This is a genomic window from Micromonospora sp. AKA38 (genome assembly GCF_027925725.1).
Lineage (GTDB): Bacteria > Actinomycetota > Actinomycetes > Mycobacteriales > Micromonosporaceae > Micromonospora.
Genome location: NZ_BNEI01000005.1, coordinates 1,999,423 through 2,013,527, shown reverse-complemented (window position 1 = coordinate 2,013,527; position 14,105 = coordinate 1,999,423). Strand labels below are relative to the sequence as shown.

The 14,105-nt window shown below is 72.2% G+C and carries 10 protein-coding genes; 8 read left to right on the top strand and 2 right to left on the bottom strand.

Annotation, left to right across the window (positions count from 1 at the left end):
* Positions 1-14 precede the first annotated feature (14 nt).
* Positions 15-1,517, top strand: a complete 1,503-nt coding sequence (gene araA / locus TPA0908_RS25865; protein WP_281942138.1) for an L-arabinose isomerase — start codon at positions 15-17, stop codon at positions 1,515-1,517.
* Positions 1,518-1,877: 360 nt separating this feature from the next.
* Entirely contained in the window at positions 1,878-2,867 is a 990-nt protein-coding gene (locus tag TPA0908_RS25860) for a LacI family DNA-binding transcriptional regulator (protein WP_281942136.1), read from the top strand.
* A gap of 194 nt (positions 2,868-3,061) precedes the next feature.
* Here the strand turns inward: TPA0908_RS25860 and TPA0908_RS25855 are convergent, their stop codons facing one another.
* Both TPA0908_RS25855 and TPA0908_RS25850 read right to left on the bottom strand, forming a co-directional pair.
* The gene (locus tag TPA0908_RS25855; RefSeq protein WP_281942134.1) at positions 3,062-5,818 is read right to left on the bottom strand and encodes a beta-L-arabinofuranosidase domain-containing protein; all 2,757 of its coding nucleotides are present in this window, start codon (positions 5,816-5,818) and stop codon (positions 3,062-3,064) included.
* Between the two features lie 64 nt (positions 5,819-5,882).
* Positions 5,883-7,361, bottom strand: coding sequence for an arabinofuranosidase catalytic domain-containing protein (locus TPA0908_RS25850; protein ID WP_281942132.1), 1,479 nt, complete (start codon positions 7,359-7,361; stop codon positions 5,883-5,885).
* 201 nt (positions 7,362-7,562) lie between these two features.
* Between TPA0908_RS25850 and TPA0908_RS25845 the strand changes: the two genes are divergently transcribed.
* The 6 genes from TPA0908_RS25845 to TPA0908_RS25820 all read left to right on the top strand — a co-directional run bounded on the left by TPA0908_RS25845 (position 7,563) and on the right by TPA0908_RS25820 (position 14,105).
* Complete coding sequence (locus TPA0908_RS25845; protein ID WP_281942130.1) at positions 7,563-8,828, top strand: cyanophycinase; 1,266 nt, start codon at positions 7,563-7,565, stop codon at positions 8,826-8,828.
* A 131-nt stretch (positions 8,829-8,959) separates the two neighbouring features.
* Positions 8,960-10,387: a hypothetical protein gene (locus TPA0908_RS25840; protein ID WP_281942128.1), complete on the top strand. Its 1,428-nt coding sequence runs from the start codon at positions 8,960-8,962 to the stop codon at positions 10,385-10,387.
* 71 nt (positions 10,388-10,458) lie between these two features.
* Positions 10,459-11,343 carry a MurR/RpiR family transcriptional regulator gene (locus tag TPA0908_RS25835; protein WP_281942126.1) on the top strand — a complete coding sequence of 295 codons (885 nt, stop codon included), beginning with the start codon at positions 10,459-10,461 and terminating at the stop codon, positions 11,341-11,343.
* 92 nt (positions 11,344-11,435) lie between these two features.
* Positions 11,436-12,377 (top strand): transporter substrate-binding domain-containing protein, encoded by a 942-nt coding sequence (locus TPA0908_RS25830; RefSeq protein WP_281942125.1) that lies wholly within the window; start codon positions 11,436-11,438, stop codon positions 12,375-12,377.
* Positions 12,378-12,489: 112 nt separating this feature from the next.
* Positions 12,490-13,347, top strand: a complete 858-nt coding sequence (locus tag TPA0908_RS25825; protein ID WP_281942123.1) for an amino acid ABC transporter permease — start codon at positions 12,490-12,492, stop codon at positions 13,345-13,347.
* Positions 13,344-14,105 carry an amino acid ABC transporter ATP-binding protein gene (locus tag TPA0908_RS25820; RefSeq protein WP_281942121.1) on the top strand — a complete coding sequence of 254 codons (762 nt, stop codon included), beginning with the start codon at positions 13,344-13,346 and terminating at the stop codon, positions 14,103-14,105. Before TPA0908_RS25825 ends, TPA0908_RS25820 begins: the two co-directional genes overlap by 4 nt.

The window sequence follows — 14,105 nt, the reverse complement described above, 5'->3', positions numbered from 1 at the left end:
CGGAAGGCAACAACATGGCAACTCACCCCCAGCCCGAGGTCTGGTTCCTCACCGGCAGCCAGGGCCTCTACGGCGAGGACACGCTCCGGCAGGTCGCCGACCAGTCCCGGGAGATCGCCGCCCGCTTGGACGCCTCGCCGGACATCCCGGTCCGGGTGTGCTGGAAGCCGGTCCTGACCTCCAGCGCGGACATCCTGGCCGTGTGCCGGGACGCGGCCGTGCAGGGCGCGGTCGGGGTGATCGCCTGGATGCACACGTTCTCGCCGGCGAAGATGTGGATCGCCGGGCTGGACGCGCTGCAGACGCCGCTGCTGCACCTGCACACGCAGGCCAACGTGGCGCTGCCGTGGGACACCATCGACATGGACTTCATGAACCTGAACCAGGCCGCGCACGGCGACCGCGAGTTCGGGTACATCCAGACCCGGCTCGGGGTGGCCCGCAAGACGATCGCCGGCCACGTCACCGACCCGCGGGTGGTCGGCCGGGTGGCGGCCTGGGCCCGCGCGGCGGTCGGCCGGTCGTCGATGCAAACGCTGCGCCTGGCCCGGTTCGGCGACAACATGCGCGACGTCGCGGTGACCGAGGGGGACAAGGTCGAGGCGGAGCTGCGGTTCGGCGTCTCGGTCAATACCTACGGCGTCAACGACCTGGTCGACGCGGTCGACCAGGTCGCCGACGCGCAGGTGGACGACCTGGTCAAGGAGTACGACGACACCTACCGGGTGGACGCGGCGCTGCGTCCCGGCGGCGAGCGGCACGACGCGCTGCGGTACGCCGCCCGCCAGGAGCTGGGTCTGCGCACGTTCCTGGACACCGGTGGCTTCCGCGCGTTCACCACGAACTTCGAGGACCTGGGCGGCCTACGTCAGCTCCCCGGCATCGCGGTGCAGCGGCTGATGGCCGACGGGTACGGCTTCGGCGGGGAAGGGGACTGGAAGACCTCCGTGCTGGTCCGGACGCTGAAGGCGATGGCCGTCGGCGTGGCGGGCGGCACGTCCTTCATGGAGGACTACACCTACGACCTGACGTTCGGGCACGAGCTGGTGCTCGGCGCGCACATGCTGGAGGTGTGCCCGAGCATCGCCGCCGACGTGCCGACGGCGGAGGTGCACCCGCTCGGCATCGGTGGGCGGGAGGACCCGGTCCGACTGGTCTTCAACGCGGCGTCCGGCCCGGCCGTGGTGCTCGGCATGGCCGACATGGGGGAGCGGTTCCGGCTGGTGGCCAACGTGGTCGACGTGGTGCCGCCGCCGCAGCCGTTGCGCCGGCTGCCGGTGGCCCGCGCGGTCTGGCGGCCCCGGCCGGACCTGTCCGGTTCGGCGGAGGCGTGGATCACGGCGGGCGCGCCGCACCACACCGTGCTCTCCCAGGCGGTGGGCGTGGAGGAGCTGCGCGACCTGGCCGCGATGACGCGTACCGAGCTGGTGGTCATCGACGGCGACACCGAGGCGCACCGCTTCGCCGACGAGTTGCGCTGGAACCAGGCGTACTACCGGCTCGCCCGCGGATTCTGATCGCGCCGGCAGTTCTGCACCGGAAACCGGTTCGGTCGCCGTGACGCGGGTCACCATTTCCGCCCCTGACGCGCCGGAGAATTGCCCGGGGTGGGGTGCCGGCACTCGCCGGAAATGCCCCACCCCGGTCCTTCGACCGGTCCGGAGCTGCGGCTTCCCCGTGGTCGCCACGAATGGGGAATGGGCTCGTCGTCAATTCTCCGATAATCCGACAGGATGACGCGAACGGTGGATCGACCGTACCGTGACCGGTGGGACAACTGGCGTAGACTGTCGCCACCCGGGCCGGCCCGGTCGACGTCGACCCGGTGCGGCCACGTGGGCAGTGGCGAAAGTGAGGTGGCCGTGCGCGGTCCTGCGATGACGGACGTGGCACGCCTCGCCGGCGTCTCGCACCAGACGGTCTCCCGGGTGCTGAACGGGCATCCCAATGTGCGGGAGCAGACCCGACTACGGGTCCAGGCGGCGATCACCGAACTCGGCTACCGACCCAACCGCGCGGCCCGCGCGCTGGTCACCGGCCGGTCCCAGGTGATCGGCGTGGTCGCGCAGAACACCACGCTCTACGGCCCGGCCTCGCTGCTGGCCGCGCTGGAGCAGACCGCCGCCGAGGCCGGCTTCGCGGTCAGCGTGGGCAGCGTCAGCGACCTCGACCACCGGTCCATCTCGGCCGCGGTGGAGCGTCACCTCGCGCACCGGGTGGCCGGCATCGTGGTGATCGCGCCGGTCGAGTCGGCCGGCGAGGCACTGGAACGGCTGCCCCACGACGTGCCGCTGGTGACCGTCGACGGTGATCCGCGTCGGCCGATCCCGCTGGTGACGGTGGACCAGGTGGCCGGTGCCCGGGCCGCCACCCAGCACCTGCTCGACGCCGGGCACCGGACGGTCTGGCACGTGTCCGGCCCGTCGGACTGGTTCGACAGCGCCGGCCGGATCGAGGGCTGGCGCGAGGCGCTGCGGCTCGCCGGCGCCGAGGTGCCGCCGCTGGTCCCGGCGGACTGGTCGGCCGCGGCGGGTTACCGGTGCGGTCAGATGCTGGCCCGGATGCCGGAGGTCACCGCCGTCTTCACCGCCAACGACCACCTGGCGCTCGGTGTGCTGCGGGCGCTGCACGAGCACGGCCGACGGGTGCCGGACGACATCAGCGTGGTCGGTTTCGACGACGTGCCCGAGGCGGCCTACTTCATCCCGCCGCTGACCACCGTGCGACCCGACTTCGGGGCGGTGGCCCGGGCGAGCCTCGATCTGCTGCTGACCCAGATCGAGTCCGCCAGCGTCGGGCCGCTGCGACAGACCATCGCGCCGACGCTGGTCCCGCGCCGCAGCGTCGGCCCGCCCCCGGTGCGCTGAACCGCTCTTGGCCATATCGGCCCCGCCGCTCGCCGGACGGCGTCGGCGGCTGCCGACCGGGCGTCCCCGGGCGTGTCCGGTCAGCCGGCTCGCGCGGCGGGGCGGAGCCGTCGCCGCCGGGTCGCCCGGCCCGGCGGCGACGGCGTCACCACGGAGGTACGCGGGGCGGGGCGCCGCGACGCGTACCCCGAGTCTCAGACGAAGCGCCAGCGCTGGTGCGCGGCGCCGGAATCGTCGCCGAGCACGGCCTGTGCCCCCTGGCTGCCGGAGCCGCCGCTCAGGCCGAGCACCCGACCGCCGTTCGCGCACTGGATCCGGAAGTAGCCGTTCCCGCCGTGGCGCAGCCGCCAGCGGTGGTCGGCGGCGCCGTTGTCGGCCCACTGGACGATTCGCGCGCCGGCGGCGGTGGAGCCGCCCTCGACGCCGAGCACCCTGCCGCTGTTCGAGTTGCGCAGCCGCAGGTAGCCGCCGGTGTCCACGAGCGCGGTCCAGAGGTGGTCGGCGGTGCCGGAGTCGCCCCACTGGATGACCAGCCCGCCGTCGGCGGTGGACATGTCCTGCACGCCGAGCACGAGCCCGCTGCCGAGGTTCTGGAGCCGACGGGCGCCGTTGGGCAGGAAACGCCACTGGTTGTCCGCGCTGCCGTTGTCCGGGTCCTGCACCGCCGTCGCGCCCTGCGCGGTCGAGCCGCCGGAGATGCCGAGCAGCTTGCCGCTGTTGACGTTGCGCAGCTTGTGGGTGCCGTCGCCGACGTCGACCACGGTCCAGAGGTGGTCGGCGGTGCCGTTGTCGGCCCACTGGAGGATCCGCGCGTTGTCGGTGGTGGACATGTTCTCCACGCCGAGCACCTTGCCGCTGTTGACGTTGCGTAGTTTCAGCGCCGACCCGTCGACCAGGAGCTGCCAGTCGTGGTCGGCGGTGCCGGTGTCGCCCCACTGGAGGGCGAGCCCGCCGTCGGCGGTGGACATGTTCTGGATGCCCAGCACGAGCCCGCTGGCGGCGTTGGCCAGCCGGAAGCTCGCCTCGCCGCCACCGCCGCCGCCCGTGCCGGCCCGCCAGTAGACCGTGTAGTTGAACCCGTGCGCGTCGTAGAAGGGTCCGAGGTTGACGGCGGCGCCGTTCGCGGTGGCGGTGAACGCCAGCGAGCTGCCTCCGGTCCGGGTGACCGAGGCGACGTCAAGCGTCGGCAGCGCGCTCAGCGTGGTGTTGCCGTAGTTGCCGGAGAGCACCACCGGCCCGTACATGACCGCCTGGACCGCCGCGTCGTCGTTGGCGGCCACCGTGGTCACCCGCATCGGCAGGCGGACCGTGACCACGTCCCCGGCGGCCCAGTCGCGGGTCAGCACGGCGTAGCTGCCCGGCGTGGTGGCGATGCCCTGCGCCGTGCCGTTGACGCTGACGGTCGCCCCGGTGGTCCACGACGGGATCCGGATCCGCATCGTCCACGACCCGGCCACCGAGCCGGTGACGGTGAGCGTCGTGGTGTCCGAGACCGGGTACGAGGTGCTCTGGGTGACCGTGATGCCGCGCTGGCTCCAGGTGAGCACCGAGGGCAGGAACAGGTTGACGGTCAGCGTGGTGCCGTTGTGGTAGTAGATGCCGTCGGCGAGGTTGGTGTTGGTCTCCAGCCCGGTGCCCTGGCAGCACCAGAAGGAGTTGTAGTCGGTGCTCCAGGTGCCGCCGCCCCAGGCCGGGCCGACACCGCGTCGACCGCCCGGGTTCAGCGGGGTGAAGTACGTGACGTGGCCGTGGCTGTCGGCCGGGTTCTGCTGGCCGATCATGTGGTTGAGCAGCGCCCGCTCGTAGAAGTCGACGTATCCGACCCGGTCGGGGTCGAGCTGCCACAGCTCCCGGGTCAGCTTGAGCATGTTGTAGGTGTTGCACGCCTCGCAGGTGTCGTTGCGCAGGTAGCCGGCGATGGCGTTGGGCGCGCGGAAGTGCTCGGCCTGGCTGTTGCCGCCGATGGCGTACGTGTGCGCGCCGACCGTGATGTTCCAGGCGTTGGTGGCGATGTCGCGGTAGCGGGTGGTGCCGGTGGCCTTGTACTCCCGGGCCGCGCCGATCCACTTCGGCACCTGGGTGTTCGCGTGCAGTCCGTTGAGCTGGTCGGAATTCGACGCGAGCGGGTTGAACACGGCGGCGTGGTCGAAGCGCTGCGCCGTGGTCAGCCACCGGGCGTCACCGGTCTGCTGGTAGAGGTCGGTGAGCACCGCGTTCATGCCGCCGAACTCGGTGCCGAGCATGGCCTGCATCTGGGCCGAGGTGAGCCGGCCGGTGCGCCAGTCGACCCAGCCGGCGAGCGCCAGCAGCACGTCACGGGCCTGCGTGCTGCCGATCAGGCGCCACACGTCGAGCAGACCGGCCAGCGTCTTGTGGACGCAGTAGTACGGCACGTTGCCGTTGCTCAGCGTCCGGGCCTCCAGCGCGGTGAAGTCGGACTCTCCGAAGCCGGACAGGTAACCGGTGTTGAAGCCGGCCGCGCCGTTGTTGGCCTGGCACTTCGCCAGCTCGGCGACCATGGTGACCGCCTTGTCCCGGCAGGTGGTGTCGCCGGTCACCGCCCAGGCCTGCGCCCAGGCGGTCAGGAAGTGGCCCTGCATGTGGGTGCGGAACGGGAAGTTCGGCGCGTCCCAGCCACCGTTGGTGGCGGCCCCGGCGGTGGAGAGCCGGTGGTTGGCGCGGAAGTTGTAGAGCAGCCGGTTGACGTCGACGAAACGCAGGTAGGCCAGCGTGCGGTTCTGGTTGTCCAGCCAGCGGCTCGCGGTCAGCCGTACCTGGCCGGGGTCGAACGCGTACGCGGAGACGCCGATGTCCGGGCGGGCCGGGGCCAGTGCCGCGCCGGCCGCGCCACCGCCGGTGAGGGAGCCGACGGCGGCGCCGGCGGTGGCCGCGACGGCGGTCGCGCCGGTCGTGCGCAGGAGCATCCGGCGGTTCATGAGGGGAGCGGGCATGCGAAGCCTCCGGGACGGGAGTACGGGGTCGGCCGGGCGGGCCGTCGCCCGCCCGACCGCCGGATCAGTTGCGCAGGTTCCACTGCTGGTTGGCGCCGCCGTTGCAGGTCCAGAGCGCGACCTTGGTGCCGTTCGCGGTGCCCTGGCTGGTGGCGTCGAGGCAGAGCCCGGACTGGGCGCTGCTGATGGTGCCGTTGCCGTTGAGGTTCCACTGCTGGTTGGCCTGGCCGTTGCAGTCCCAGATGATGGCCCGGGTGCCGGCGGTGGTCCCGGACGCCTCGGCGTCGAGGCACTTGTTGCCGTACACCTGGAGTTGCCGGGCGGCGGTGTAGGTCCAGCGCTGCATGGTGCCGCCCCAGCAGTCCCAGAGCTGCACCTGGGTGCCGTTGGTGGTGCTGCCGTTCGGCACGTCGACGCAGCGGCCCGACTGGCCGCCGACGATCTCGACGTTCTGCCGGCTGCCGCCGGTGGCCGCCGCGTAGCCGGCGGCGGTGATGTTGGCCTGGACCGCGTTCTCGGTGGCGTCGGTCGGGTAGCCGGAGGTCATCACGCCCTCGTAGAACGTGCCGGCGGAGCCGTGGCTGTTGTCGCCGCCGATGCCGAGGATGATCGCGCCTTCCTTCTTCATCGGGTTGTAGCCGGGCGCGTTGGGACGGGGCCCGTTGTAGTACGTGGACAGCGCGCCGGACTGGGCGTTGCCGGCCCGGATGGCCCAGTGGTTCGGCTCGCCCTTGACGATCGCGGTCAGGAACCGGTGGCTCACCGACGGGTCGTTGGCGTTGTAGCCGGGATTGACGCCGGAGAAGAGGCCGTTCTCCAGGTCCGCCATCACCCAGGGGCCGTTGCCGGTGCCGTAGCCCCAGACCTTGATGTTGCCGAAGTAGATGGCTTCCATGGTGCCGTTGCCGTTGTCGCGGCTGTTGGTCTCGGCGTTGCCGTAGTCGAAGCAGCAGCCGCCGTTGTAGTGGGTGCCGTCGAAGATGGCGTACATGCCCTCGGGTTGGTCGCCCTTGGCGATGCCGTTGGTGCTGTTGTTCCGGTAGCCGGTGCCGGGCGCCACGAACACCCCGTACGCCTTGCGGCCGTTCAGCGTGACCGGGGCGAGTGTGGCGTCGGCGAGGTTGTCGTAGCCGCCGGCCGCCGGGCCGGAGAACCCGCCGGGCGGGGCCTGGGTCAGGTGGTTGCCGCGGCCGGACTGGTCGTAGATGACGCTGATCAGGCAGCTCGTGTTGGCGCAGAACGTGTCCTGGGTGGCGGCGTTCGCGACGTCGCCGGCGGCGAGCGCCGCGACGTCGCGGGTGGTGTTGTCGGACGCGCGGCGCAGCTGGTAGAGCGGCCCGGCGTAGGCGCCGTAGAGCGCGCGGGTGGTGCTGTGCGCGGCCACGCAGGGCGTGCCGCCGGCGGCGTAGATGTCGCAGGGGCCGGTGCCGGCGGCGCGCGCCGGGGACGCGGTCGGGCCGATCACGGACGCGGTCACGGCGACCAGCAGGGCCAGGGGGGCGAGCGCGACCGCCAGGCGACGACGGGTGGTGGTGGGGTCCATCGATCCTCCTCCAACGGAGATGACGACCAAGTTAACGCTAACAATCGCTCTTAGCGTGGCGTTTACATAGTCGACTGTCAACGCTTCGTTGGCGTCAGAGATCAACGAGAGGCGATGTTAGCGCTCTCAACATTGTCGCTGCGGCACGGATGCCGTACGCTCTGCTCGCGGCCCGCCCTCACGGTTCTGTGAGGAGCAACCATGCCCTTGAACCGCCTGCTGACCCTGGGGGTCGGCGCCTGCGCGGCGGTCGTGCTCAGTGTGCCGGTCGCCGCGGTCCCGGCCTCCGCCACCGGGTCCCACCCGCACCGCCACGGCGGCAGTCTGGTGCTGGTCGGCGGCGCGCTCGCCGACGACAACCGGGAGATCTACGACGACATCGTCCGGCTGGCCGGCGGCCCCGGAAAGGCCCGGATCGGCATCCTCACCGCGGGCGCGCCGGTGCCCGCCGAGGATCCCGACGCCGGCACGCCGGACTGCAACAACAGCGTCTGCAACGGCGACTACTACGCCGATCTGTTCCGTTCCTACGGGGTGGCCGACGCCCGGTGGATCCCGATCGACCTGGACCACCCGGGCGCCGCCGACGATCCGGCGGTGGTCCGGCAGATCGAGTCGATGACCGGGTTCTTCCTCGGCGGTGGCGACCAGTACCGCTACGTCACCACGATGACCCGGGGCGCGGCGCAGCGGGACAGCGCGGCGCTGGCCGCGATCCGGCGCAAGCTGCGGGGCGGCGCGGTGGTCGCCGGCACCAGCGCCGGCGCGCAGATCATGGCCGGCCGGGACATGATCACCGGTGGTTCCACCGAGCCGGGGCTGCGCGACGGTGCGAAGCCGGGTTACTTCGACGATCCGGACGTGCTCGGCTACCTGCCGCGCGGCGGGTTCGGGTTCTTCACCGCCGGGCTGGTCGACACGCACTTCTCCCGCCGGGGGCGGGAGGCGCGGTCGATCCGCCTCGCCTCGGACACCGGGCACAACCGGGTGTTCGGCCTGGACGAGAACACCGCGTTGGAGGTGACCGGCGTCGGCGGCCGGCGGCAGTCGCTTCGGGTGCTCGGGCAGCGTGGGGTCGGCGTGCTGGACCTGCGTCGGGCCCGGGTCACCGACCACGGCGGGGTGTGGGGGATCGAGGGCGTGCGGTGGAGCCGGCTCACCGCCGGGGACGCGTACGACGCGCCGCACTGGCGGCTCGTGCCGGCCGCCGGCAAGTCGCGCGTCCGGCCGGCCGCCGGCGCGTGCGCCGCGACGCCGTCCGAGGACGTCTTCTACGACTACGCCATGGTCGGGCTGGTGGAGGACGGTCTGGCCGCTCGTGCCGGGTGCGTGGCGGTCGGCGGCACGTCGTACGAGAAGGACCCGATGTGGGTGGCGCGGCTGACCCGGGGCACCGGCTTCGCGGCCTGGCGCGGCGCGACGGCCACCACGTTCACCGATGTGGTGGTCGGCATCCGACCGGCCTGACGCGGGCGGGCGGCGTCGGGCCGGGTGCTCGGCGCCGCCGTCACCGGCATGTAACAGAAGTTACTTATTGAGCAGTGAACGTAATGGATGTAACTTCTGTTTCATCGCTTCGTGGCCCCTCGGAGGTGCCCATGTCCCCTTCCCGCAACTCTCGCCGGCTCGCCGTGACGGCGGCCGCCGCCGCGCTGCTCACCGTCGCCCCGCTCGGCGTCACCGCCGCACACGCCCAGGTCACCCGGGTACGTCAGGGCAGCGCCACGGACGCCAGCCGGGCGAGCTGGTCCGGCCCGGCGTACACCATGAACGGCTCCGGCGGCATCGTCACCGCCACCATGACCAGGGCGGTCGACGCGATCCGCGGCGGCACCGGCGCGATCGACGTGGTGGTGGTCGCCGGCTCCGGCTCCGGCACCCCGGAGTGCGACGTGATCACGCCGCTGGCCGGCGTCAACTCCTGCACCACGCTCACCCTGACCGCCACCGCGGACGGCAACAACAGTCAGGTCAACGCGGACATCCGCAACGCCGAGTTCGTCTACTTCGCCGGCGGCGACCAGTGCCGTTACGTGGCCTGGAAGGGCACCGCGCTGGAGGCGTCGGTCGAGTCGGTGGTGGCCAAGGGCGGCGGCGTCGGCGGCGGCAGCGCCGGGCACCACGTCAACAGCGACGTGGTCTACGACGCCTGCACCGCGAGCACCACCTCGGCGACCGCGCTGGCCAACCCGTACGACAGGTCGTTGACGTTCACCACCGGCATGTTCCGCTGGCCGAACTACGCCGGCACGATCAACGACTCGCACTTCGTCACCCGGGACCGGATGGGCCGGACCATCGCGTTCGTGGCCCGCGCGGTCAAGGACGGGCTGGTCGCCGGCGGCAAGGCGTGGGGCGTCGGCGTCGAGGAGGGCGCGTCGCTCTACGTCGACCGGGCCGGCCGGGCCACGCTCAGCGGCCCGAGCGCGTACGTGGTGCTCGGCGACCACCAGCCCGAGGTGGCGGTGTCCGGGCAGCCGCTCACCTACACCGGCGTCAAGATCTGGAAGCTGAGCGACGGGCAGAGCTACGACTTCGCCAACCGCCCCACCTGCGGCTACTACCTGCGCAGCGTGCGCGCCGGCGTGCCGGACAGCAGCCTCTACAGCGGCACGCCGGTGACCGACTGCTCGTCCACCCCGCCGCCGTCGGGCGGGTCGTCCTACGCCGAGGTGGAGCCGAACGACTCCCGGACCGCCGCGAACGACATCTCCGGCCTGACCTACCCGGCCACCGTCACCGGGGACATGAAGAGCACCGCCGACCGGGACTACTTCTCGCTCACGCTCGGCAGTGGACAGACGCTGACCGTCAACTGCGCGGTGCCGTCCGCCTACGACGCGGACCTGTACCTGCTCAGCGCCACCGGCAGCACGTTGACCCGGTCGGTGAACGACGGCGCCGGGACGGACGAGTCGGTCACGCTGACCCGGACCGCCTCCGGCTCGGCCACCTACCACCTCGACCTGGAGGCGTACGCCGGCTCCGGCGCCGCCGACTACGCCTGCGCGATCACGAAGTCCTGACCGGACGGGGTTCGTGGGCGGGCGGGCGACGCCCGCCCGCCCACGGGCCGGTGGGCCGTTACGCTCTGCTCGTGCCGAACTCCGAAGCTGTCGACGATCCGCACGTGGTGGGCGTCGCGGCGCTGATCCGTGGGCGGCTCGGCGAGTGCAGCCCGGCCGAGCGCCGGGTCGCCCGCACGTTGCTCGCCGCCTATCCCTCCGCCGGCCTGGGCACGGTGGCCGCGCTCGCCGAACGCGCCGAGGTGAGCGCGCCGACCGTGCTGCGGCTGCTGTCCCGGCTCGGCTTCGGCGGGTACCCGGAGTTCCAGCGCGCGCTGCGCGACGAGTTGGCGGAGCGGGAGACCTCGCCGCTGACCGCCTACCGGGCCGCCGAGCACGGCGGGGCGCCGCCGGAGGGCGCGTTGCCCCGGGCCGCGGCGACGCTGCCGGCGGCGGTGGCCGGCACGCTCGCCGACCTGCCCCGGGGGGAGCTGGACGCGGCCGTGCGGCTCCTCGCCGACCAGCAGTTCCGGGTCACCGCGGCCGGCGGCCGGTTCTCCGCGCTGGTGGCCAACTACCTGGTGCTGCACCTGATGCAGGTGCGCGGCAACAGCCGGCTGCTGCCGCCCGGGCCGGTGGCGCGCGCCGACATGCTCGTCGACGTCGGCAAGCGGGATCTCGTCGTGCTCTTCGACTTCCGCCGGTACGAGGAGCCGACGCTGGCGCTGGCCCGGGAGGTGACCGCGCGGGGCGCCCGGGTGGTGCTGTTCACCGACCGCTGGCTGTCGCCGGTGGCCGGGCTGGCCGAGGTGGTGCTGCCCGCCCGGGTCGACTCGCCGTCGCCGTACGACAGCTTCGTGCCCACGCTGGCGTTGGTGGAGACGCTGGTCGCGGCGCTGATCGACAGGCTCGGCCCGGTGGCCGGCGCGCGGCTGAAGGCGATGGAGGGGGCGCAGCAGGCGTTCGGCGACCACTGAAACGTCCGTTACAAAAAACTGTAACCCCACCGAGATCGTAACGTGAGTTACAGTCCGGGGGCTGGCTGATCCGGCCCCCGGAAGGACTCCCCATGCGCATCCGTTCCCTCGCTCTGGTCGGCGCGACCACGGCGTTGCTCGCCGCCACCACCGCCTGCGGTGGCGCCGCCACCGGCGGCGCCACCGACGAGATCAAGCCCGTCTCGGTCACCATCGACGGTGTCGGACCGGTCGAGACCGACAAGGCCGTCGCCGCCAAGGTCCCGTCCGACGTCCGCGGTCGCGGCACCGTCACGGTCGCCACCAACGCCCCCTACCAGCCGTTCGTCGACTTCAAGGTGGAGGGCCGCACCGACCAGTTCGTCGGCCTCGACCCCGACCTGTTCCAGGCCGCCTCGGCCCGGCTCGGCCTCAAGGCCACCTTCACCCAGCAGCCGTTCGACGGCCTGGTGCCCGGCCTCCAGGCCGCCAAGTACGACGCCATCGCCGGTGGCATCACCGACAAGAAGGAACGCCAGCAGGTCGCCACGTTCGTCGACTACTCCGCCTCCGGCACCGGGTTCCTGGTCGCCGCCGGCAACCCGCTCGGCGTGAAGACGGTGGCCGACCTCTGCGGCCGGACGGTCGCCGTGCAGAAGGCCAGCAACCAGGCGAAGAACCTGGCCACGTACGCCAAGCAGAGCTGCGCCGGCCGGCCGCTGGAGATCAAGGAGTACCCGGAGAACCCGCAGGCGGTGCAGGCGCTGATCGCCGGCAACGTGCAGGTGGTCGCCGCCACCCGGGTCAACCTGGTGGAGACCGCCGGCTCGCTCGCCGGCAAGGCCGAGCTGGTCGACGACCCGTCCTCGCCCAACGGCTGGCTGGCCAGCCCGAACGGCTTCGGGTTCCTCAAGGCGAACAAGGAGCTGGCCGAGGCGTACCGGGCCGCCGTGCAGTCCCTGATCGACGACGGCACCTACGGCAAGATCCTGGCCCACTGGAAGCAGACCCCGATCGCGATCGACAAGGCCACCGTCGACCAGGCCATCGACTGACCGGCGGACCACCGCCCCCCGAACCGCGGTCGCCGGGCGCCCTTTCGACTCCGTGAGGGCGGGCCCGAAGGCGCCCGGCGACCGCCGCACCCCTGCCGGAGGCACTCCCACGATGACCACCACCGAAACCCCGACGGTACGGGTCGTCCCCGTCCGCCACTACGGCCGCTGGCTCACCGCGCTGGTCGTGGCCGGGCTGGCCGCGATGTTCCTGCGGGCGTTGCTGACCAGCCCCAACCTCGAACCCCGCACCGTGGCCCACTACCTGTTCCAGGACTACGTGCTCGACGGCGTGGTCACCACGCTCTGGCTCACGCTGCTCGCCATGCTGCTCGGCACCGCCGGTGGCGTCCTGCTCGCCGTGCTGCGGCTCTCCGACAACCCGGTGCTGCGCGGCGTCTCGTGGACGTTCATCTGGGTCTTCCGCGGCACCCCGCTGCTGGTGCAGATCATCTTCTTCGGGTTCCTCGGCGCGCTGTTCCCCCGGATCACGCTCACCGTGCCGTTCACCGGCACCGTGCTGTTCGACCGCCCCACCAGCGTGGTGATCACCGGCACCGTCGCCGCCGTGCTCGCGCTGTCGCTCAACGAGATGGCGTACGCGGCCGAGGTGATCCGCGGCGGCATCCTGGCCGTCGACGACGGGCAGACCGAGGCCGCCGCCGCGCTCGGCATGGGCCCCACGCTCACCCTGCGCCGGGTGGTGCTGCCCCAGGCCATGCGCGTGATCATCCCGCCGATGGGCAACGAGACCATCACCATGCTCAAGTCGACCGCGCTCGTGTCGATCATCGCCGGACGGGACCTGATGACCGCCGTGCAGAGCGTCTACCAGAACAACTACAAGGTGATCCCGCTGCTCCTGGTGGCGGCGATCTGGTACCTCGCCCTGGTCAGCCTCCTCTCCGTCGGCCAGTGGCTGATCGAGCGCCGGTTCGGCCGCGGCTTCGCCCGGGGAGGCGTGCGATGACGGCGATGGTCCGTGCCGAGGGCGTGACCAAGCGGTTCGGCCCGGTCGAGGTGCTCAAGGGCATCGACCTGACCGTGGCCCCCGGCGAGGTGGCCTGCCTGCTCGGCCCCTCCGGCTCCGGCAAGTCGACGTTCCTGCGCTGCGTCAACCACCTGGAACGCATCGACGGCGGGCAGCTCTCGGTGGACGGCGAGCTGGTCGGCTACCGCCGCCAGGGCGACAAGCTGCACGAGTTGAAGGCCCGCGAGGTGGCCGTGCGCCGCCGGGACATCGGCATGGTGTTCCAGCGGTTCAACCTGTTCCCGCACCTCACCGCGCTCGGCAACGTCACCGAGGCGCCGGTGCGGGTGCTGCGCACCCCGCGCGAACGCGCCCGCGCCGAGGCGATGCGCCTGCTCGACCGCGTCGGGCTGGCCGAGCGCGCGGACCACTACCCGAGCCAGCTCTCCGGCGGCCAGCAGCAGCGGGTGGCGATCGCCCGGGCGCTGGCCATGCGCCCGAAACTGATGCTCTTCGACGAGCCCACCTCCGCGCTCGACCCGGAACTCGTCGGCGAGGTGCTGGACGTGATGAAGGGGCTCGCCGCCGACGGCATGACCATGGTGGTGGTGACGCACGAGATGGGCTTCGCCCGCGAGGTCGCCGACCAGGTCGCGTTCCTCGACGACGGCGTGGTGGTCGAGGCCGGCCCGCCGGACGAGGTGCTCGGCCGACCCCGCCACGAGCGCACCCGCGCCTTCCTCGACAAGGTGCTCTGA

Coding starts and splice junctions, on each gene's coding strand:
- TPA0908_RS25820 (WP_281942121.1), top strand. CDS start 13,344: ATGACGGCGATGGTCCGTGCCGAGGGCGTGACCAAGCGGTTCGGCCCG.
- araA (WP_281942138.1), top strand. CDS start 15: ATGGCAACTCACCCCCAGCCCGAGGTCTGGTTCCTCACCGGCAGCCAG.
- TPA0908_RS25845 (WP_281942130.1), top strand. CDS start 7,563: ATGCCCTTGAACCGCCTGCTGACCCTGGGGGTCGGCGCCTGCGCGGCG.
- TPA0908_RS25825 (WP_281942123.1), top strand. CDS start 12,490: ATGACCACCACCGAAACCCCGACGGTACGGGTCGTCCCCGTCCGCCAC.
- TPA0908_RS25860 (WP_281942136.1), top strand. CDS start 1,878: ATGACGGACGTGGCACGCCTCGCCGGCGTCTCGCACCAGACGGTCTCC.
- TPA0908_RS25840 (WP_281942128.1), top strand. CDS start 8,960: ATGTCCCCTTCCCGCAACTCTCGCCGGCTCGCCGTGACGGCGGCCGCC.
- TPA0908_RS25850 (WP_281942132.1), bottom strand. CDS start 7,361: ATGGACCCCACCACCACCCGTCGTCGCCTGGCGGTCGCGCTCGCCCCC.
- TPA0908_RS25830 (WP_281942125.1), top strand. CDS start 11,436: ATGCGCATCCGTTCCCTCGCTCTGGTCGGCGCGACCACGGCGTTGCTC.
- TPA0908_RS25855 (WP_281942134.1), bottom strand. CDS start 5,818: ATGCCCGCTCCCCTCATGAACCGCCGGATGCTCCTGCGCACGACCGGC.